19 protein-coding genes are annotated in these 20,587 nt (G+C 71.4%); 9 read left to right on the top strand and 10 right to left on the bottom strand.

Features of this window, described 5'->3' with window-relative positions; translation table 11 throughout:
- Positions 1–195 precede the first annotated feature (195 nt).
- The 3 genes from ACFV2J_RS27140 to ACFV2J_RS27130 all read right to left on the bottom strand — a co-directional run bounded on the left by ACFV2J_RS27140 (position 196) and on the right by ACFV2J_RS27130 (position 3,275).
- Complete coding sequence (locus ACFV2J_RS27140; RefSeq protein WP_385081649.1) at positions 196–1,683, bottom strand: glutamate synthase subunit beta; 1,488 nt, start codon at positions 1,681–1,683, stop codon at positions 196–198.
- A gap of 237 nt (positions 1,684–1,920) precedes the next feature.
- Entirely contained in the window at positions 1,921–2,400 is a 480-nt protein-coding gene (locus ACFV2J_RS27135; RefSeq protein ID WP_385081648.1) for a DUF1772 domain-containing protein, read from the bottom strand.
- A gap of 179 nt (positions 2,401–2,579) precedes the next feature.
- Positions 2,580–3,275 carry a DUF2293 domain-containing protein gene (locus ACFV2J_RS27130; RefSeq protein WP_385081647.1) on the bottom strand — a complete coding sequence of 232 codons (696 nt, stop codon included), beginning with the start codon at positions 3,273–3,275 and terminating at the stop codon, positions 2,580–2,582.
- A 150-nt stretch (positions 3,276–3,425) separates the two neighbouring features.
- Between ACFV2J_RS27130 and ACFV2J_RS27125 the strand changes: the two genes are divergently transcribed.
- On the top strand, positions 3,426–4,058 hold the full coding sequence (locus tag ACFV2J_RS27125) for a uridine kinase (protein ID WP_385081645.1): 633 nt from the start codon (positions 3,426–3,428) through the stop codon (positions 4,056–4,058).
- Between the two features lie 167 nt (positions 4,059–4,225).
- Positions 4,226–4,654, top strand: a complete 429-nt coding sequence (locus tag ACFV2J_RS27120; protein WP_385081644.1) for a CBS domain-containing protein — start codon at positions 4,226–4,228, stop codon at positions 4,652–4,654.
- 60 nt (positions 4,655–4,714) lie between these two features.
- On the opposite strand, the gene corA is transcribed toward ACFV2J_RS27120, so the two are convergent.
- Complete coding sequence (gene corA, locus ACFV2J_RS27115; protein ID WP_385081643.1) at positions 4,715–5,842, bottom strand: magnesium/cobalt transporter CorA; 1,128 nt, start codon at positions 5,840–5,842, stop codon at positions 4,715–4,717.
- Positions 5,843–6,017: 175 nt separating this feature from the next.
- Here corA and ACFV2J_RS27110 point away from each other — a divergent pair, with 175 nt between their 5' ends.
- Complete coding sequence (locus ACFV2J_RS27110) at positions 6,018–6,809, top strand: class I SAM-dependent methyltransferase (RefSeq protein WP_385081642.1); 792 nt, start codon at positions 6,018–6,020, stop codon at positions 6,807–6,809.
- Positions 6,810–6,826: 17 nt separating this feature from the next.
- On the opposite strand, the gene ACFV2J_RS27105 is transcribed toward ACFV2J_RS27110, so the two are convergent.
- A complete protein-coding gene (locus ACFV2J_RS27105; protein ID WP_385441097.1) occupies positions 6,827–7,744 on the bottom strand; it encodes a carbohydrate kinase family protein in 918 nt (305 codons plus the stop codon).
- A gap of 65 nt (positions 7,745–7,809) precedes the next feature.
- Complete coding sequence (locus ACFV2J_RS27100; RefSeq protein WP_385081640.1) at positions 7,810–8,715, bottom strand: pseudouridine-5'-phosphate glycosidase; 906 nt, start codon at positions 8,713–8,715, stop codon at positions 7,810–7,812.
- Positions 8,716–8,812: 97 nt separating this feature from the next.
- On the opposite strand from ACFV2J_RS27100, the gene ACFV2J_RS27095 reads away from it, so the two are divergent.
- The gene (locus tag ACFV2J_RS27095; protein ID WP_385081638.1) at positions 8,813–9,241 is read left to right on the top strand and encodes a VOC family protein; all 429 of its coding nucleotides are present in this window, start codon (positions 8,813–8,815) and stop codon (positions 9,239–9,241) included.
- Between the two features lie 129 nt (positions 9,242–9,370).
- Here the strand turns inward: ACFV2J_RS27095 and fdhA are convergent, their stop codons facing one another.
- Entirely contained in the window at positions 9,371–10,603 is a 1,233-nt protein-coding gene (gene fdhA / locus ACFV2J_RS27090) for a formaldehyde dehydrogenase, glutathione-independent (RefSeq protein WP_385081637.1), read from the bottom strand.
- Positions 10,604–10,738: 135 nt separating this feature from the next.
- Here fdhA and ACFV2J_RS27085 point away from each other — a divergent pair, with 135 nt between their 5' ends.
- A complete protein-coding gene (locus ACFV2J_RS27085; RefSeq protein ID WP_385081636.1) occupies positions 10,739–11,101 on the top strand; it encodes a cupin domain-containing protein in 363 nt (120 codons plus the stop codon).
- A 68-nt stretch (positions 11,102–11,169) separates the two neighbouring features.
- Here the strand turns inward: ACFV2J_RS27085 and ACFV2J_RS27080 are convergent, their stop codons facing one another.
- The 3 genes from ACFV2J_RS27080 to ACFV2J_RS27070 all read right to left on the bottom strand — a co-directional run bounded on the left by ACFV2J_RS27080 (position 11,170) and on the right by ACFV2J_RS27070 (position 14,394).
- Positions 11,170–12,498, bottom strand: coding sequence for an MFS transporter (locus tag ACFV2J_RS27080; RefSeq protein ID WP_385081635.1), 1,329 nt, complete (start codon positions 12,496–12,498; stop codon positions 11,170–11,172).
- A 308-nt stretch (positions 12,499–12,806) separates the two neighbouring features.
- Positions 12,807–13,361, bottom strand: a complete 555-nt coding sequence (locus ACFV2J_RS27075) for a methylated-DNA--[protein]-cysteine S-methyltransferase (protein ID WP_385441073.1) — start codon at positions 13,359–13,361, stop codon at positions 12,807–12,809.
- 139 nt (positions 13,362–13,500) lie between these two features.
- On the bottom strand, positions 13,501–14,394 hold the full coding sequence (locus tag ACFV2J_RS27070; RefSeq protein ID WP_385081632.1) for a glycerophosphodiester phosphodiesterase: 894 nt from the start codon (positions 14,392–14,394) through the stop codon (positions 13,501–13,503).
- Between the two features lie 277 nt (positions 14,395–14,671).
- On the opposite strand from ACFV2J_RS27070, the gene ACFV2J_RS27065 reads away from it, so the two are divergent.
- The 4 genes from ACFV2J_RS27065 (at position 14,672) to ACFV2J_RS27050 (ending at position 20,517) form a co-directional block, all read left to right on the top strand.
- Positions 14,672–15,538 (top strand): MHYT domain-containing protein, encoded by an 867-nt coding sequence (locus ACFV2J_RS27065; RefSeq protein WP_385081631.1) that lies wholly within the window; start codon positions 14,672–14,674, stop codon positions 15,536–15,538.
- Positions 15,539–15,578: 40 nt separating this feature from the next.
- Positions 15,579–17,702, top strand: coding sequence for an excinuclease ABC subunit UvrB (gene uvrB, locus ACFV2J_RS27060; protein WP_385081630.1), 2,124 nt, complete (start codon positions 15,579–15,581; stop codon positions 17,700–17,702).
- A 159-nt stretch (positions 17,703–17,861) separates the two neighbouring features.
- Positions 17,862–18,440 (top strand): TerD family protein, encoded by a 579-nt coding sequence (locus tag ACFV2J_RS27055; RefSeq protein ID WP_385081629.1) that lies wholly within the window; start codon positions 17,862–17,864, stop codon positions 18,438–18,440.
- Between the two features lie 43 nt (positions 18,441–18,483).
- Positions 18,484–20,517, top strand: coding sequence for a TerD family protein (locus ACFV2J_RS27050; RefSeq protein WP_385081627.1), 2,034 nt, complete (start codon positions 18,484–18,486; stop codon positions 20,515–20,517).
- Positions 20,518–20,587: the final 70 nt, after the last annotated feature.

Here is a 20,587-nt window from a genome sequence, read left to right as displayed (position 1 = left end):
CGGCGGCCGTACCCGCTTGTACGGATTCGCGTCCGGTCGTACGGATTCGCGTCCGGTCGTACGGATTCGCGTCCGGTCGTACGGATCCGCGTCCGGTCGTACGGATCCGCGTCCAGTCGTACGGACTCGCGTCCAGTCGTACGGACCCGCCCCCGCCCGCACCGACCGGTCACGCCGTCATCCGCACCGACCCGGTCACGCCGTCATGGGGCGGTCGTACGGACCGATCGGCGCCGGCAGGCTGGAGATACCGGTCAACTCGCGATCCACCGCGGCCGCCACCGCGCGGCCCTCGGCGATGGCCCACACGATGAGGGACTGGCCGCGGGCCGCGTCCCCGGCGGCGTACACGCGCGGAACATTGGTCGCGAAGCCGGCGTCGCGGGTGATCGTGCCGCGCGGGTCGAGGGCCAGACCGAGTTGGTCGATCAGGCCGTCGTGCCGGTCCGGGCCCGAGAAGCCGAGGGCGAGCAGCACGAGGTCGGCCGGGAGGGTCCGGCCGGAACCCGGCACGGGGCGGCGTCCCGCGTCGACCGCGACCAGGTGCAGCGAGCGCACCCGTCCCCTCGCGTCCCCGGTGAAGTGCAGCGTGGAGGCGGCGAAGAGCCGCGCGTCCGCGTGCGCCGACGGCGCCGTCTCCAGGTCCCGCGCCTCCTCGTGCGCGGCCGAGAGCCGGTAGATCTTCGGATACGTGGGCCAGGGCTCCGCGTCCTCGTCGCGCTCCTCCTCCGGCTGCGGATAGATGTCGAGCTGGGTCACGGACGCGGCGCCCTCCCGCACCGCCGTCCCCAGACAGTCCGCTCCCGTGTCGCCGCCGCCGACGATGACGACATGCTTGCCGGCCGCGGACAGCGGCGAGACCTCCAGATCTCCCTCGCACACCCGGTCGGCGAACGGCAGATACTCCATCGCCTGATGGATGCCGCTCAACTCGCGTCCCTCCACGTCCAGTTCACGCCAGGCCGTGGCACCCGTGGCGAGCACGACGGCGTCGTAGCGCATCCGCAGCTCCGACGCCGTGAGATCCCGCCCGATCGTCGTCGAGGTACGGAACTTGGTGCCCTCCGCCCGCATCTGTTCGAGCCGTCGGTCCAGGTGGCGCTTCTCCATCTTGAAAGCGGGGATGCCGTACCGCAGCAGGCCGCCGATCCGGTCGGCCCGCTCGTAGACGGCGACGGTGTGTCCGGCCCGGGTCAACTGCTGGGCCGCGGCGAGCCCGGTGGGCCCCGATCCGACCACCGCGACCGTCCGCCCGGAGAGCCGCTCCGGTGGGCTCGGTGGTGTGAAGCCGTCCGCCCAGGCCCGGTCGGCGATGGCCACCTCGACGTTCTTGATGGTGACCGCGGGCTGGTTGATCGCGAGGACGCAGCCCGCCTCGCACGGCGCGGGGCACAACCGTCCGGTGAACTCGGGGAAGTTGTTCGTCGCGTGCAGCCGGTCGCTCGCCGCACGCCAGTCGTCGCGCGAGACGAGGTCGTTCCACTCGGGGATCAGGTTGCCGAGCGGACAGGCTTCGTGACAGAAGGGGACTCCGCAGTCCATGCAGCGGTCGGCCTGGCGCCTGATGATCGGCAGCAGCGCACCGGGGACGTACACCTCGTTCCAGTCCCGCACCCGCTCCTCGACGGGCCGGCGCGGATACTCCTCGCGCGGAGTGGTCATGAATCCCTTGGGATCGGCCATGGCCGTCCCCCTTGCGTGCGCGTAGCGTCACGGAGCCGCACGGGCGTCGGACACCTTCGGCCACACCCTTCGGGCGGCACTCCTCTCCCGCCACGATACGACGCCTTCCCGGGCCCTGCCGCTCAGGTGACGGCCCGCACGCGCCCCGGACGGAGGCGGCGCGTGCCTCGGGCGACGGCGCCCCCGTCCGCTCGGCCGAGGGTGCCCCGCGTGCTCGGCGGAGGGTGCCCCGCGTGCTCAGATGAGAGCCAGCGTGTACGAGATCGCCGCGGCGGCCGACGCGACCGCGCGGACGTGGTTCCATCTCGTCCACCCGCGCACGTACGAGCGCCAGTGCGCGGCGGTGTCCGGTCCGCCCGGGTCCGTCTTCAGCAGCGCTTCGTTGCGCGGGACGTTCGCGACGACCGTCACCCCGAACGACCCGAACAGATACAGAGCGCTGCCGAGCAGCAGCTCCACCGTCCCGTCCTCGGGCAGCAGTACGAAGGTGACCACGCCGAGCACGGCGCACAGCACCGCCGACCCGACGAACAGCGTCATGAACGCCGGGCGGACCGCGGCCCTGTTGATCGCGTTCATCGCCGCCACCCCCTGTGCGGGCGGCAGCTCGGCCAGCCCCCGCATCACGAAGGCCGAGAACCCGCAGAACACCCCCGCCACCAACCCGCAGCCGAGCACCCCCAGCACCGTCAGCACCAGATACGGCCCATCGATCATGACAACCCCCCGTCGTCGTTCCCCGAAGCCAAAGATCCTGCATGGCGCCCCCCGCCATCACAAGTGAAATCCCGCGCGGTGACCGCGGCCATGGCCGAGGGGTCCGGACGCATGCGCGAGCGTCCACGAGCGGGTCACCGCCGCCGCGCGCACGGCGGGGCGAGCGGGGGAGGCCACCGTCACGCGCCGGCCGTGAGTTCCTCGCGCCACCCCTGGAGCCGCGCCTCCACGGCGGGCGCGATCCGCCGCCGCGCCTCGTACCGCGGCACGCCGCTCATCAGCAGCTGGTCGTACGGCGTGTCCACGTGCCGCACGGACGCACGGACCGCCGAGGCCACCGCCGCCTCGGACAGGGCACGGCCCGCCGCACTGCGCCCCACCCGTCCGCTCCCGCGCAGCGAGGCGTGCGTGGCGATCTCCCGCGCCCGTTCGGCCGGACAGCCGGGGAACAGCCTGCGTATCTCCCACCCGAACGCGTCCGTGAACCGCTGGTCCTCGGCCTCCCGGCGCCGCGCGTCCCGCGCACGGCGCCGCCGTCGCGCCTCGGCATCCTCCAGGCACCACTCCTCGGCCCGGGCGAGCGCCGCCTCCTCGACGAGCACGCCCTGCCGCTCGTACCGGCTCTGCCGACGGTTGAACCGCACCACCACCGCCGACAGCGCGCTGCCCTCCCGTGATCTCCGCGTCAGCGCCGTGTCACCGCGCGGCAGGAACACCAGATGCCCCAGGTCCGCGCAGTCCACGCAGCGCGGCGATCCCTCCTCCAGCACCAGCAGTGTCAGCGGTCCGGTCCGGCACTCGGCACAGTGCCGTTTCCTGAGCGGCTGGATGACGAGAAGTCCGCCGCGGGACGGAGGAGTCGCGATCGGTGCCATATGCGGTTCATTCCCCGGCCCGGCCCGGGACCCACGCCACGGCCGGTCGTCTCTCCCGCGCGGCCCCGGCCACGGGCCGTCCCGCTTCCACCTCCCGATCCACCTCCCCGGGCCCACGAGCGCGACGCCCCCGCGCGGCATCATGGGCCTGTGCGACTCGAAGCGATCACCTGGGAACGGCTCGGCGACCTCCTCGCCGAGCGCCTGCTCGACCTGAAGCCCGACGACGGCGGTGCCTGGCCGCGGATCGCCTTCGACGGAGCCCCGGCCGCCCGCCCGGGCGACCTCGCGCACCGTGTCTCCGAGGCGCTGCGCATACGCGGCAGGGCCTCCGTCGTCATCGGCGCCCAGGACTTCCTGCGGCCCGCGTCGCTCCGGTTCGAATACGGTCACGAGGACGTCGACGCCTACTACGACGGCTGGTTCGACACCGGCGCCCTGTGGCGCGAGGTCTTCGGGCCCCTCGACCCCGGCGGGAACGGCCGCGTCCTGCCCGACCTCTGGGACCCGGTCACCGACCGTGCCACCCGCAGTTCCTACGTCCAACTCCCGCCCGGCGGGCTGCTTCTGCTCCATGGCCCCCTCCTGCTGCGGCACTGGTTCCCGTTCGACCTGAGCGTCCACGTCCTCCTCTCCCCGGGCGCCCTGAGCCGCCGTACACCGGAGCCCGAGCGCTGGACCCTCCCCGCCTTCCAGCGCTACGAGACGGAAGTGGCCCCGGGCACCGCGGCGGACGTTCTGGTGCGCGCGGACGATCCACGCCACCCGGCCTGGAACGGCTGACGGCACGGCCCGCGGCGCCTGTCCGACCGCCCCCGCCGATCGCGCGCGCCGACCCGTGCGGCCAGGACCTCCGGGTGCACATCCCCGGCGACGCGGCAAGAATGAGGGCGCCGGGACTAGCGGTGTGTTCCGCGCCGCGCCGGCCGTCCGGCACCGGGAGGTACTTCATGACCACCGCCGGAGACATCATGCACCGTGGTGCCCAGTGGATTCCCGCCCACGAGACCCTTGACCGCGCCGCTCAACTGATGCGCGAACTGAACGTGGGCGCGCTGCCCATCAGTGACGAGAACGAACGGCTCTGCGGCATCCTCACGGACCGCGACATCGTCGTCGGCTGTGTGGCCATGGGCCGCGATCCGGCTCAGATCACCGCGGGCGAGATGGCCCAGGGCACCCCGCGCTGGATCGAGTCCGAGGCCGACGTGGGCGAGGTGCTCCAGGAGATGAAGGGGCACCAGATCCGCCGGCTTCCCGTGATCGAGAACAAACGCCTCGTCGGCATGATCAGCGAAGCCGATCTGGCCCAGCACCTGACGGATGATCAGTTGGCGGGCTGGGTGGAGAGCGTCTACGCGACGAGCATGGTCCGCTGACCGTACGGAGTTCTCCCGTCACGCTTCTCGTCCGGTCGGACGTGCCGGACGAGAGGCCCGTCAGAGCCAGCCGTTGCGCCGGAAGCCCCGGTACAGGACCAGGCAGCCCACGGTGATCACGCCTATGACGATCGGGTAGCCGAACCGCCAGTGCAGCTCCGGCATGTTGTCGAAGTTCATGCCGTACACCCCGCAGACCATCGTCGGGACGGCGATGACCGCCGCCCACGCCGTGATCTTCCGCATGTCCTCGTTCTGCGCCACCGTGACCTGGGCCAGGTGCGCCTGGAGGATCGAGTTGAGCAGTTCGTCGAACGCGGCGATCTGCTCGGTCACCCGGATCAGATGGTCCGAGACGTCCCGGAAGTACGCCTGTATCTCGGGATCGACCACCCGGATCGGCCGGGTGGCGAGTTCCTGGACGGGGCGGGCGAGCGGGACCACGGCGCGCTTCAGCTCCAGGAGTTCACGCTTGAGCTGGTAGATGCGGCCCGCGTCGGCCCGCGCGCCGTTCTCGGCGAACACGTCGGCCTCGACCGCGTCGATGTCCTCCTGGACCGAGTCCGTGACATGTACGTAGTCGTCGACCACGTGGTCCGCGATCGCGTGCAGGACCGCGGCCGGTCCCTTGGCGAGCTGGCGATGGTCGGCCTCCAGCTCCTCGCGCAGCGGGCCCAGCGAACCGTGCCGTCCGTGCCGCACGGTGATCACGAAGTCGGTACCGACGAAGACCATGATCTCGCCGGTGTGGACCACCTCGCTCGTCGCCGTCAGTTCCTTGTGCTCGACGTAACAGACGGTCTTGAACACCGCGAACAGCGTGTCGCCGTACCGCTCCAGCTTCGGGCGCTGGTGGGCCTCCACCGCGTCCTCGACGGCCAGCGGGTGAAGATCGAAGAGGTCGGCGATGCCGGCGAACTCCTGGTCGGTCGGCTCGTGCAGTCCGAGCCAGACGAAGCCGTCCTCGCTCTTGCGGATGCGCTCCACGGTGTCGACCAGGTCGCGGCCGCCCGGAACCCTGACGCCGTCCCGGTAGGCCACGCAGTTGACCACGGCGGAGCCCAGCGGGGACCGGGCGGGGTGACTCAGGTCGACACGGACGCGCCGCCTGGCCAGCCGCGCCACCTTGCGCAGGCCGCCAACCCTGCCGAGGCTCGTGACCTTCCGCAGATTCCCTGCCATGGACATCAGGACCCCCTTGCGTGGATCTTCCCGCGCCGCACTCCGCGCCGTCGTCCGCCAGTCTGCCAGGCGTGCCGGATCTCCGGGAAAGCCTGTGGGAACGGAATCTTCCGCTTCACTTTCGGGAGATCGGGAAGCGTCGCCGATTCCGGACAAGGGGGTCAACTGGGATGATCCCTGCATGACGCCAACCGACGGGTATCTCCTCGACAACCAGCAGACCGAGGCCGGACAGCGTTTCGACGCCTTCGCCACCCTCTTCGACCCCGCGACCTTCCGGCACATCGAGCGCCTCGGCATCGGGCCCGGCTGGCGCTGCTGGGAGGTCGGCGCAGGCGGTACGTCCGTGGTGTCCTGGCTCGCCAAGAAGGTCGGCCCGACCGGAAAGATCGTCGCGACCGACATCGACACGTCCTGGGCCGCCTCGGCGGCCCGATCGCCGGTCGAGGTCCGGGTGCACGACGTGGCCGCGGAGGAACCGCCGGGGGAGAGCTTCGACCTCGTGCACGCACGGCTCGTCCTGGTCCACGTGCCTGACCGGGACCGGGCGTTGCGATCGATGATCAAAGCGCTGCGGCCCGGCGGCCGGCTTCTCCTCGAGGACGCCGACCCGGCGCTCCAGCCCCTGCTCTGCCCCGACGAGCACGGCCCCGAGCAACAGCTCGCGAACCGGCTGCGCCAGGGGTTCCGCAAGCTGCTCGCCGAGCGCGGCGCCGACCTCGCCTACGGCCGCAAACTCCCGCGCCTGCTCCGGGAGGCGGGGCTGCGCGAGGTGGAGGCCGACGCGTACTTCCCCGTCACCTCGCCCGCCTGCGCCGCCCTCGAGACCGCGACGGTCCGGCAGATCGGCGGGCAGCTCGTCACCGCGGGCCTCGCCACCCCCCAGGACATCGAACGTCACCTGGCCAACGTGGCCGCCGGCTCGATGGATCTGGCGACGGCACCCATGATCTCCGCGTGGGGGCGCAAGTAGACAGCGCGAGCGAGGGACTACCTGGCCGGGGACGCCCCTTCCGGCCGTCCTCCGATCCGCTCCACCGCCATCGCTCCCGCCCCGCACCCCTCCACCGCGGCCGCCTCGGGTTCGGCACCCGCGAGCAGGGCGGCGAGGAACGCGCCGGTGAACGCGTCACCGGCGCCCGTGGTGTCCAGGGCCGCCGCGGGTGCCGCCGGAACGTGCTCCCGCACGGTGCCCGAGCGGGCCACGAGGGCTCCGTCGCCGCCCAGTTTCGCGACGACCAGCGGGACACGGCGGCTCAACTCGGCCGCCGCGTCCGCCGGATCGGACAGACCGGTCAGCAGACACGCCTCGTCACGGCTGGGCAGCAGCAGGTCGACGCCCTCGACGAGGGCGAGGAAACGGTCCGCACCCAGCTTCGTGAGGAAGCCCGCCGACGCCGGGTCCAGACTCACCGGTACACCCCGCGCACGAGCTGATTCCAGGGCGGCCGAGGCCAGCGCCCGGCTCGGTTCGGAGAAGAACAGATAGCCCGACAGATGCAGCCGCGCGACACCGTCGAGCAGCGCGGACGACCAGTCACCGGGATCGAGCCGCAGCGACGCCCCGCTGTCCGTGAGGAACGTCCGCTCGGCCGAGGCGCCCTGGTCCACCAGACAGATCACCGTTCCGGTCGGCGCGTGGGGATCGACGACCAGCAGGGGACGTACACCGCAGGCCGACAGCTCGCGTTCGTGCCAGGCGGCGGCATCCGCCCCCACCCGGCCGAGCAGCCGTACGTCCGGGCAGCCCCAATGGGCGGCCCAGCAGGCGACGTTGGCGCCGGCCCCGCCCGGCAGGGTGCGGACCGCGGCGGCCGTGTCGGTGCCCGCCGCGAGCGGCCCTCGATGTCGGGCGACCACGTCCGTGATCACATCGCCGACGACGAGCAGCGCCCCGGGGGCGTCCAGGGGCGGCCGTGCGCCCTGCCCGGCGCGGCCGGCGTCCCCTTCCGGAGCGCCGCGGTCCGTCCCGCTCACGCCCCGGCCCAGGCCGCCGCGATCCGTCCCGCGAGCCGTACGTTCCCCCGCACCGCCGCCAGATTGGCCGCGAGCGACGCGCCGTCGGTGTGCCGCACCAGGTGGTCGAGCAGGAACGGCGTCACGGCCTGCCCGGTCACGCCCTCGGCCTCGCACGCGTGCAGCGCGTCGGCGAGCACGCGCGCGTGGAGCCCCGGATCGAGCTGCTCCTCCTCGGGGACGGGATTCGCGACGATCAGCGCCGATTCCGGGCCGTCCAGCGCGTCCTGCGCGCGCATGACATCCGCCACCTGACTAGGAGAGTCCAGCGTCCAGTCCACGGGGTGCCCGGAGTCGGACAGATAGAAGCCGGGGAAGCGGTCGGTGCCGTACCCGGCCACCGCGACCCCCAGGGTCTCCAGACGCTGCAAGGTCGCCGGCACGTCGAGGATCGACTTCACGCCCGCGCACACCACCGTGATCCGGGTCCGCGCCAGCAGGCCGAGGTCGGCGGACTCGTCCTGCGTCGCCGTCCACTGCCGGTGCACCCCGCCGAGCCCGCCCGTCGCGAACACCCGTACGCCCGCGCGGGCGGCCAACAGCGCCGTGGCGGACACGGTCGTCGCGCCGCTCGCCCCCGTCGCCACCGCGAGCGGCAGATCGCGGTGTCCCAGCTTGCGGATGCCGTCCTCGTTCGCGACCCGTTCCAACTGCTCCTTGTCCAGCCCGACCCGGGGACGCCCGTCCAGCACGGCGATCGTCGCGGGTACGGCACCCTCCCGCCGTACGACGTCCTCCAGTTCCAGCGCGACCTGCAGATTGCGCGGACGCGGCAGCCCGTGCGCGATGATCGTCGACTCCAGGGCCACCACCGGACGGCGCGCGTCGAGCGCCTCCCGCACCTCTTCGGACACCACGATCACGCGCCTGCCTCCTGTCTGTCGCCTTTCCTCATCTCTGGCGGGCGGCGCGCCCGGTCAAACCCTTGCGACCCGCGGCCCACGGCACCAGCCTGGGGGCATGACGGACAACTCGCCACGTCTCGACCATGTCGTTCTCTGGGTACGCGATCCGGTCGCGTCGGCCGACTTCTACGAGAGATCGGTCGGTCTGGAGCCCCTGAGAGTCACCGAATACGCCGCGGGCAAGGAGTCGTTCCCCTCCGTACGCCTCAACGAGGACACCATCTTCGACCTCGCGCCGCTCCCTCTGGCGGAGTACATGAACATGGTCCCCGGGGGCGCGGCCAGTGCCGGCCATCCCGTCAACCACGTGTGCCTGTCCCTGGGGGCCGACGAGTTCGACGCACTGCGAACGCGCCTGGAAGAGGCGTCCGTCCCGGTATCGGGCTTCTCCTACGACTCGTTCGGCGCCCGCGGCATGGCCAAGCGCAGCTTCTACTTCCGCGATCCGGACGGGAATGTCTTCGAGGCGCGGCACTACGAGTAGACCCGGGCCGGTCCCCGGGCGGCCCCGGGCGACAGGAGATGCAGGACAAGTAGGAGAACGGGAGAACCGGGGGAACGGGAGAGGGGTGCTTCCCGGACTCGGGGAAGCACCCCTCCGTTACGCCCCGGTTCAGACAGGCCGTACTCCGGCCAGTGCCCCGTGCGGATCGAGCACGTACTTGCGGCCGGCGCCCTGGTCGAACTCGGCGTAACCGCGCGGTGCGTCCTCCAGGCCGATCACGGTCGCGTTGACCGCCTTGGCGATGTGGACCCGTTCGTGCAGGATCGCCTGCATCAGCCCCCGGTGGTACCGCATCACCGGGCACTGGCCCGTGCTGAGGCGATGGCTCTTCGCCCACCCCAGACCGAGCCGCACCTTCAGCGTTCCGGTCCGCGCGTCCTGGTCGATCCCGCCGGGGTCGTCCGTGACGTACAGACCGGGGATGCCCAGCGCCCCGCCCGCGCGCGTGATGCCCATCAGCGAGTTGAGGACGGTCGCGGGGGCCTCCTCGGCGTCCGGGCCGTGCGCGCGTGCCTCGAAGCCGACCGCGTCGACGGCCGCGTCGACCTCGGGTTCGCCGAGGATCTGCGCGATCTGGTCCTCCACCGGCCCCTCGGAGACGTCCACCGTCTCGCACCCGAAACTCCGGGCCTGGGCGAGGCGTTCGGCGTTGAGGTCGCCGACGATGACGACGGCGGCACCCAGAAGCTGCGCCGACGCGGCCGCCGCCAGACCGACCGGGCCCGCCCCGGCGACGTACACCGTCGAACCGACCCCGGCGCCCGCGGTGACCGCGCCGTGGAAACCGGTCGGGAAGATGTCCGACAGCATGGTCAGGTCGAGGAGCTTCTCGCGCGCCTGGTCGCGGTCGGGGAACTTCAGCAGGTTGAAGTCCGCGTACGGGACCATGGCGTACTGGGCCTGGCCGCCGACCCAGCCGCCCATGTCGACATAGCCGTAGGCGGCGCCCGGCCGGGCCGGATTGACGTTCAGGCAGATGCCGGTCCTGCGCTCCTTGCAGTTGCGGCACCGGCCGCAGGCGATGTTGAACGGTACCGAGACGATGTCCCCGACCTCGATGAACTCGACGTCCGGACCGCGCTCCAGTACCTCTCCGGTGATCTCGTGTCCGAGGACCAGCCCCTCGGGCGCGGTCGTGCGCCCCCGCACCATGTGCTGGTCACTGCCACAGATGTTGCTGGCGAGCACCTTGAGGATGACCCCGTGCCGGCACTTGCGGCCGACGTTCTCGGCGGCCACTCCCGGCCCGTCCTGCAGTTCAAGCGTCGGATGGTCGATGGTCCTGACCTCCACCGCACCCGGCTTGAGATAAGCGACTGCCCTGTTTCCGCTCTCACTCATGCGTGATCGCCGTCCCTTCGGCCCCCGTGTGTTCGGATGCCAGCGGCTGTGCGCAGGGCGGAGTCTGCTACCGGTCACGCGTTCCGACCACCCTCCGCGCGACGCCTTTCTCGATTGCCCTTAAGGTGACCGCTCATGACCGAGAACAGCCGGGCCACCCCGTCCTTCGCCGTCCACATCCCCGACGCCGAGCTCGAATCGGAGCCGCTCGACCCTGGCCAGATCGTCTCCGGAACCCCGGAGGTGACCGGCAAGGTGCTGTGGGAGTCGGCCGACGGCAAGCAGCTGCGCGGCATCTGGCAGATCACCCCGGGCGTGGTCACCGACACCGAGGCGAACGAGCTCTTCGTCGTCGTCAGCGGCCGCGCCACGATCGAGATCGAGGGTGGCGACGTCATCGAGGTGGGCCCGGGCGACGCGGCGATCCTGCGCGAGGGCGACCGTACGACGTGGACCGTGCACGAGACGCTCCGCAAGGCGTACCACATCAGCCTGTAGCCCCTGGCCTTCTTCAGACCCGGCGCGCGGCTCCCGGCAGCCTGCCCCGGACTCCTGAGCCCTCGCCCCTAACCCGGGGCCGTGGGCTTCTGCCCCGCACCGTCCCGGAGGCTCCCCGAGGGCCGGTCCTGCCTGCCACGGGTGAACAGCGCCAGCCCGCCCAGCGGGAGCAGCAGACATGCGGCGACGAGGTTCAACCACCCGTAACTCGCCTCCGCGACGATGAGACCGGCGGTCGCCCCACCCACACCGGCGGCCGTGTTCATGGTCAGGTCGGAGACCCCCTGCGCGGCGGCCCGCGCGGCCTGGGGCACGGAGTCGGTGAGGAGCGCCGACCCGGACACCAGTCCCGAGGACCAGCCCAGGCCCAGGACGAAGAGGCCCGCGGCGGTCTGCCCGTGGTTGCCGCCCGCCGTGCCCGCGAGGAGCGCCGCGCAGGCGAGCAGGCCGCCGGCGAGCCCGATGCCGGAGAGTCGTCCGAAGCGGTCGGAGAGCCGTCCCATGAGGGGCGAGAACGCGTACATGCCCGCGATGTGCGCGCTGATCACCAGACCGATCAGATCGATGCTCGCCCCGTGGTGCCCCAGATCGACGGGGGTCATCGACATGATCGAGACCATCGCCGTGTGCGACACGGCCACGGTCACGAGCGCCAGCCGGGCCCGTGGCGAGGCGGCGACGGCGGCGAAACCGGCTCGGATCGACCGCGCGTCGGCGGACCGCTCCTCGGCCGGCGCGAGTGCCCGGGCGGTCAGCAGCGGATCGGGCCGCAGCAGGACGGCCACCAGCAGCGCCGAGAGCAGGAAGACGACGGCCGCCCAGAGGAACGGGCCGGCCGCCTCCGGTATCCCGAGCCCGGACACGCTGCGTCCCGCGGGCGCGGCGATGTTGGGTCCCAGGACCGCCCCGATCGTGGTGGCCCACACCACGTTCGAGATGGCGCGGGCACGCCGCTGGGGTTCGGCCAGGTCGGCGGCCGCGAACCGGGCCTGGAGGTTGGCCGAGGAGGCCGCGCCGAACCCCGCCATGCCGAGCAGCAGCAGGGGGAAGCTCCCGAGGCACGCGGCGACCACGACGAGGCAGGCCCCCGACGCGCCGATGAGGTACGCCAGTACGAGCCCGGGCCGACGCCCGCGCGCGGTCATCAGCGCTGCCAGCGGCACGGAGAGCACCGCCGTGCCGGTGACCGTCGCGGTGGGCGCGAGACCGGAGAGCGACTCGGTCCCGCTGACCTGCTTGGCCAGCACGGTGGCGAGCGCGATGCCGGTGGCCACACCGAGCCCGCCGAGGATTTGACCCGCGATCAGCACGGCGGTGATACGGCGGCGCAGCGCGGGTATCCCCTCGATGTCCACGGGCACGGCAGCCTGCCGTCCGACGGCGGTCACCGCGAGCACTCGGACAGGGGACGAGTGGAGCGAGCCACTACGGGGGGCGTGGCTGCGGAGCGAGCGCGTACGGGGGACGCGCCTGCGGGATGTGCGGTCACGGGGCACGCGGATGCGGTGGAACGGGCTCGGGTCACCGGCGCAGTCTCCATTCCGCGCCGCGAGCGAACAAGGGGGAACGAGGCCGGGGGCGGCTCGCCACTCACCTCCGCGGGCGCTGGTACGTCACACCGTGCGGGCGGCGGCTTCAGGAGCGGCTCGGTACCTCCGCACAGACCTCCGTACCTCCGCACAGGCGTCCGCTGCCGGCCTCGGCCTCAGAACAGCGGTTCCGGCAGCACCCCTTCCAGCGCCAGCAGTTTCCGCTTCGTCTCCAGTCCGCCGCCGAACCCTCCGATGCCACCGTCGCTCTCGACGACCCGGTGGCACGGCACGACGACCGGCAGCGGGTTCGAGCCCATCGCCACGCCGACCGCCTGTGCCGCGCCCGGCTGCCCCACCCGCCGGGCGAGGTCGCCGTAACCCACGACCGCGCCGAACGCGACGCCGGACTCCAGCTCGCGCAGCACCTGACGGTTGAACCCGGAGATGAGCGACCAGTCCAGCGGAAGCTCGAAGTCGCGCCGCTCACCCGCGAAGTACGCCTCGACCTGGCGTATCGCCTCGGCCAGGAGCGGCGACGCGGGTGCCTCGACCGGCTCGGTGCCCAGGCGCGCGGCGAGCCGGTCGAGCGCCCTGTCGCGGACCGCGTCCGTGGCGTGGAACACCACGTTCACCAGGCCGTCGTCCGTCGCCGCCAGCAGCAGCGGACCGATGTCCGTGCCGACGACGCTCCACACGACCCGATGCTCGTCCTGCCCATGGCTGTTCATGAGATCCACCGTACGACGCGCCACTGACAACGCTCGTGGCCCGCCCGTGGCCGGCCGCGGCACGGCCGTGGCACGGGCACCACTCGGCGTCCGTGCCGCTCGGCGTCCGTGCCGCCGCGGACGGCCTCCGGCAGGCCGCTCAGCTCTCCTGCAGCGCGCTGCGGACCACGTCGGGCTTGTTCGTGATGACGCCGTCCACGCCGTAGCCCGCCAGGCGCCGGGCGGTGTCGGCGTTGTCGACGGTCCAGACGTAGACCCCCATCGGCTTGTCGTGAGGTCCCTTGAAGGCCTGGACCGTGGAGACATAGCCGGAGGTGAGGGAGGCGTTCTCCGGGTTGATCAGGTCGACGAAGCGCGCGTACTCGCGCAACTGCGCGTAGGACGGCTTGCCCAGGAACGCCGTCGTGATCCGGGGATTCAGGTCGTGGACCGTTCGTACGCTGTCCTCGCTGAAACTCTGGACGACCAGCCGGTGCTTGAGATGTTCCGGGTCGAGCCAGCCCTCGTTGCTCAGCAGCCTGAGGGTCTCCCGCTCGATGCCCGGATAGAGGTCGGGGTTCTTGATCTCCAGGACGAGTTTCTGGTGGTTGTGCGAGACCCGCTCCATGTACTGCCGCAGCGTCGGCACGCGCGTCCCGGCGTACCGACGGGCGAACCAGCTTCCCGCGTCCAGACGCGCGATCTCCGCGGCGGTGAAGTCCTTGACCTTCCAGGGAGCCCGGTGGGGAAAGACCTTCTCGACATTGGTCGTGCGCGCCAGCGTGGCGTCGTGGAGGACGACGAGTTTGCCGTCCTTGGTGCGCTGGACGTCGTTCTCGACCCAGTCGAAACCCATCGCGGCGGCCTTGTCGATGGAGGCCAGGGTGTTCTCGGGCGCGTAGGCGGAAGCGCCGCGGTGCGCGACGATCACGACACCGCCGTTCGGTGAGCCGGCCCGCCCGTGGGGAGCGGGCAGTATCGAGGCGGTGCCCCCGAGAAGCACGGTGCCCCCGATGAGCGCTGTGGTCGTGGCGGCGGCAACGCGCGCGTGCATGCGTACTCCTCGCGTCGGTCGATCACTTACAGCTCAAGAGTGACAGCACAGAGTGACACATGGGGGAGGTGTGTCGGGCGCGGATGGAATCGAGTTGGCCAAGTCCGCTCACGGGCAGCGCACAAGTGCGGTGAGATCGTGATTCTTTGCCGGAAAATCGTTCGACCATTCCGGTGGGGGTCATACTCTCTGCCTCACCTCCGGCCGCCGACGCGGCCTGGAGAGCGGGGGCGTTACCTGAATTTCTGGTGCAAAAGGGCGGGAAGGACAGCCGTACATGCAGGGCACGATCGACGGCTTCAGCTACGGACTCGTCACACCGGTGGTGGCGTTCCTCATGGCCTGCCTGGGTGGAGCGCTCGGTCTGCGGTGCACCACCAGATCGATGCTCGTCACCGGCTCCTGGCGGGCCGGCTGGCTCGCGCTCGGCTCGGCCGCGATCGGTTCGGGCATCTGGACCATGCACTTCATCGCGATGATGGGGTTCTCCGTCGAAGAGACCCCGATCCACTACGACACACCCACGACGTTCGCCAGCCTGGGCGTGGCCATCGTGATGGTCGGCGTCGGGATCTTCATCGTGGGCCAACGCGGTGCCACCGGGACGGCACTGTTCACCGGGGGCACCATCACCGGTCTGGGAATCGCCTCCATGCACTACCTGGGCATGGCCGGAATGCGCCTGAACGGGAAGCTGGAGTACAACACGCTCACCGTCTCCGCCTCGGTCGTCATAGCCGTCGTCGCCGCCATCACCGCGCTGTGGGCGGCGGGCCAGGTCCGCGGATTCCTCTGGAGCGTGGGCGCCTCCCTCGTCATGGGGCTGGCCGTCAGCGGCATGCACTACACGGGTATGGCCGCCCTCACCGTCCATCTCCACCACACCTCCAGCACCCCGGCGGGTGACTCGGCCACCTCCTTGCTCGCGCCCATGATGATCGGCCCGCTGGTCTTCCTCTGTCTGGCCGGCGTCGTCGTGGTGGTCGACCCCCTGATGGTGACGGGCAGACCGGATCGGCCCGCCGTGGAACGCATACCCGGCGTTCCGGCCCACCCGGGCGGCCTCCACCCCGGTCACCGACCGCAGCGGCGCCCCGGCCACGACCGCGCCCACCGGAGAGTGCGCACCCCGCAGAGCCGGTGACCGGACCCCGTTGTCAGTGCGGGGTCGTACGGTGGAACCCATGCGGCCCGTATCAAAGATCGAACGTTCGGTGGCGCCCTTCGAGGTCGTCAGCCCCTATCAGCCGAGCGGTGACCAGCCGGCGGCCATCGCGGAGCTGGACAAGCGCGTCCGCGCAGGTGAGAAGGACGTCGTCCTGCTGGGCGCGACCGGCACCGGCAAGTCCGCCACCACCGCGTGGATGATCGAGAAGCTCCAGCGCCCCACGCTCGTCATGGCACCGAACAAGACGTTGGCCGCCCAGCTGGCCAACGAGTTCCGCGAGCTGCTCCCGAACAACGCGGTCGAGTACTTCGTCTCGTACTACGACTACTACCAGCCCGAGGCCTACGTCCCCCAGTCGGACACCTACATCGAGAAGGACTCCTCGATCAACGAGGAGGTCGAGCGGCTGCGCCACTCCGCGACCAACTCGCTGCTCACCCGGCGCGACGTCGTGGTCGTCGCGTCGGTCTCCTGCATCTACGGCCTCGGCACGCCGCAGGAATACGTCGACCGGATGGTCAGCCTCAAGGTCGGCGACGAGATCGACCGCGACGACCTGCTCCGCCGCTTCGTCGACATCCAGTACACCCGCAACGACGTGGCGTTCGCCCGGGGCACCTTCCGGGTCCGCGGCGACACCATCGAGATCTTCCCGGTCTACGAGGAGCTCGCCGTCCGCATCGAGATGTTCGGCGACGAGATCGAGGCGCTCTCCACGCTGCACCCGCTGACCGGCGAGGTCATCAGCGACGACGAGCAGATCTACGTGTTCCCGGCGACCCACTACGTGGCGGGTCCCGAGCGCATGGAGCGCGCCGTCAACGACATCGAGAAGGAGCTCGGCGAGCGTCTCGCCGAGCTGGACAAGCAGGGCAAGCTCCTGGAGGCCCAGCGGCTGCGCATGCGCACCACGTACGACCTCGAGATGCTGCGCCAGATCGGCTCGTGCTCCGGCGTGGAGAACTACTCGATGCACTTCGACGGACGTGAGCCCGGCTCCCCGCCGAACACGCTCATCGACTACTTCCCGGACGACTTCCTGCTCGTCATCGACGAGTCGCACAACACCGTGCCGCAGATCGGTGCCATGTACGAGGGCGACGCCTCCCGCAAGCGCACCCTCGTCGACCACGGCTTCCGGCTGCCCTCCGCCCTGGACAACCGTCCCCTGAAGTGGGAGGAGTTCCAGAAGCGCATCGGACAGACCGTCTACCTGTCCGCGACCCCGGGCAAGTACGAACTCTCCCGCGCGGACGGCTACGTCGAGCAGATCATCCGGCCCACCGGTCTGATCGACCCCGAGGTCGTCGTCAAGCCCACCGAGGGCCAGATCGACGACCTGGTGCACGAGATCCGCAAGCGCACCGAGAAGGACGAACGCGTCCTGGTCACCACGCTCACCAAGAAGATGGCCGAGGACCTCACCGACTACTTCCTGGAACTCGGCATCCAGGTGCGCTATCTGCACAGCGACGTCGACACCCTGCGCCGGGTCGAGCTGCTGCGCGAGCTGCGCGCGGGCGAGTTCGACGTCCTGGTCGGCATCAACCTGCTGCGCGAGGGCCTCGACCTGCCGGAGGTGTCCCTCGTGTCGATCCTCGACGCCGACAAGGAGGGGTTCCTGCGCTCGGGCACCTCCCTGATCCAGACCATCGGCCGCGCCGCGCGCAACGTCTCCGGCCAGGTCCACATGTACGCCGACCGGATCACCCCGGCGATGGAGAAGGCCATCGACGAGACCAACCGGAGGCGCGAGAAGCAGGTCGCGTACAACGAGGAGCGGGGCATCGACCCGCAGCCCCTCCGCAAGAAGATCAACGACATCGTGGCGCAGATCGCCCGCGAGGACGTCGACACGGAGCAGCTGCTCGGCTCCGGCTACCGCAAGGCGAAGGACGGCAAGGGAGCCAAGGCCCCGGTGCCCTCGCTCGGCGGCAAGGCGGCCAAGTCCGCCAAGAACGCGGCGAAGACCCCGACCGACCGCCCCGCGGCCGAGCTCACCGAGCAGATCGAGGAGCTGACGGAACGCATGCGGGCCGCCGCGGCAGACCTCCAGTTCGAGATCGCGGCCCGACTGCGCGACGAGGTGTCGGAGATGAAGAAGGAACTGCGTCAGATGAAGGAGGGGGGCCTGGCCTGACGCCCCTTCGACCACGCCGGACCTCGGCGGACGCGCGCAGTGTTGCAAGACCGACACAAAGCGCGCCGCGGGGTTCGGCACTGTCGGTGGCGCTGCGTAGTGTTCTGGTCATCCGCGGATTCCGCGGCAACAGGGGACAGTCCGAGAGGGGATCAGCGCGTGACGGTCAACATGACCAAGGGTCAGGCCATCAGTCTGCAGAAGAACGACGGGGGCACCCTCACCGCGGTGCGCATGGGACTCGGCTGGCAGGCGGCACCCCGGCGCGGCCTGTTCGGCTCGCGCACCCGGGAGATCGACCTCGACGCCTCCGCCGTGCTGTTCGCGGACAAGCAGCCCGTCGACGTGGTGTTCTTCCGCCACCTCGTCAGCGACGACGGCTCCGTGCGGCACACCGGTGACAACGTGGTCGGCGGCGTGGGCCAGGGCGGCGACGACGAGGCGATCCTCGTCGACCTGCAGCGCCTCCCGGTCCACATCGACCAGATCGTCTTCACCGTGAACTCCTTCACGGGCCAGACGTTCCAGGAGGTGCAGAACGCCTTCTGCCGTCTGGTCGACGAGACCAACGGCCAGGAGCTCGCCCGCTACACGCTCGCCGGCGGCGGGCAGTACACCGCCCAGATCATGGCGAAGGTGCACCGATCCGGCGCGGGCTGGCAGATGACGGCCCTCGGCACCCCGGCCAACGGCCGCACCTTCCAGGACCTGATGCCCGCGATCCTGCCGCACCTCTAGGCAGCCCGACCGCAGGCACGAAGCGACGCAGGGGGACAAGGCGATGACGGCCGAGCTGGTCCGGGGGCAGAACCATCCGCTCCCGCAGGTCCGTCTTGAGGTCCGGGTGTCGGCCGGCCGGCCCGTCGTGGCCGGGGCCACGCTCAGCGACGAGCAGGGCAGGGTCCGGGGCGTCGAATGGGTGGCGCACCCGGGCGCGCCCACCCTTCCCGGACTGGAGGTCTCCAAACAGGCGGCGGCCGACCACCGCCTCGCGTTCGATCTCGACGCCCTGCCGGGGACCGTGCACCGGGTCAGTGTGCTGCTCGCGCTGCCGACCGGCGTCGGTCCGGTCCGGTTCGGCGCCGTGGCCGCCCCCTTCGTCGCCGTGACCGCGCTCGACGGCACCGAGATCGCCAGCTACACCGTCACGGGCCTGGACACCGAGTCGGCCGTCGTCGCCCTGGAGCTCTACCGCAGACAGGGCGCGTGGAAGGTGCGCGCGGTCGGCCAGGGGTACGCGGGCGGCCTCGCCGATCTCCTCACCGACCAGGGACTGCCCGAGGCACGCCGCCTCGCGGACAGCATCAACGAGGCGGTGGCACAGGGGCTGGCCCGCTCCGTGTCGGCGCCCCCGCCCCGTGCGCCGGACGCGGACCGCTCACGACAGGCGGCGGCCTCGGCACCGGGACCGGACCAGCCGTACGCCGGACCGCAGGGCGCCTCCGGGACCGTACCGCCGCTCCCGACCCCCTCCTCGTCCCCGTACGACACCCCCGGCGGGCAGGGAGCCACCGTTCCGCAGCCCGGGTACCCGGGCAGCGGCCCCGCACCGGCCGATGCCTCCGCGGTCGCCCAGCCGTCCGCACCCGCCGCCGGTCCCGTCGACTACAGCCACCCCCGCCGGCAGACCTCGGCGCCGCCCCCGCCCCCGCCGACCGCGCCCCCCGCCCCGCCGGGACAGACCGCGCGGCCCGTCGCGGGCGACGCGACCGGCTGGTCCATGGAGGAGCGGCTCTACAACCAGGTGTGGGGGATGTTCGAGGACCTGGCCCGGACCACGGCCGCCTATCGCAGTGCCGTGGACTTCGCCGACTCGCGCATGGAGCAGGAACTCGACAGGGCCCTGTCCGACCCGCGCAGCCGGATCGGCGGGCAGGGCGACGCGGCCCGCGAGGCCGCCCAGTCCAGGCACGCCGACCTGGTCGACCAGGCGCGCGCGGCGCTCGACCGCGACCTCGCCCAGCTCGCCGCGGAGGCCGACGTCGTCGAGCCCGCGCTGCCCGCGGCGTACGCACGCTGGGACAACCCGGTCTGGCACGGCTACCGGGTGCCCATGGAGATACCCATGGCGGTGCGTCTCGGCGACCTCCATCTGCCCGAGAGCGAGGAACTGAGCATTCCACTGCTGGTCCGGCTGCCGCTGGAGCGCGGTCTGTGGATCGACAGCGGACGAGTCACCCGGGAGGACTCGATCGCCGACTCCGACGAGCTGCGCCGGCTCGCGATGGACGCGGCGGTGGCGAACGCCGCGCGGCTGCTCGCCGTCTATCCCGCGGGCGAGTTCAGCGTGCACGTCATCGATCCGGCCGGTACCGCGGCCTCGTCCCTCGCGCCGCTGGTGCGCTCGGGGGTGCTGGCCGGTCCGCCCGCCGCCGGTGCCACGGGTGTGGCCGACGTCCTGGCCCGGCTCACCCAGCGTGTGGACCTGGTGCAGATGGCGGTGCGCGGCGGAGCCGCGGACTCGCTGCCGCCCGGCCTCGACACGGCGGAGCAGTTGCTGATCGTCAACGACTTCCCGCACGGCTTCGACGACCGCGCCGTCACCCAGCTGCGGTATCTCGCGGACGAGGGACCGGCCGTCGGCGTCCATCTGATGCTGGTGGCCGACCGGGAGGACACCGCGGGCTTCGGGCCTCTGCTGGACCCCTTGTGGCGTGCGCTGCTGCGGCTCACGCCGGTGCCCGACGACCACCTCGCGGACCCGTGGGTCGGTCACGCCTGGACGTACGAGCCCGCGCTCGTCCCGGCGGGCAGCCAGGTGCTCCAGCAGGTGCTCTCCCAGGTCGCGGCGGCCCGTCGCCCATGGAACCGCTGACCCTTCGAAGCGCTTCACCAAGCATCGGTAAAGTTGCTCTGACCTGCTCATTTGGTGTTTCTTTTACCAA

The organism is Streptomyces sp. NPDC059668 (assembly GCF_042734135.1).
GTDB lineage: Bacteria > Actinomycetota > Actinomycetes > Streptomycetales > Streptomycetaceae > Streptomyces.
The sequence above is the reverse complement of the archived record's forward strand: the minus strand, read 5'-3'. Positions and strand labels throughout refer to the sequence as shown.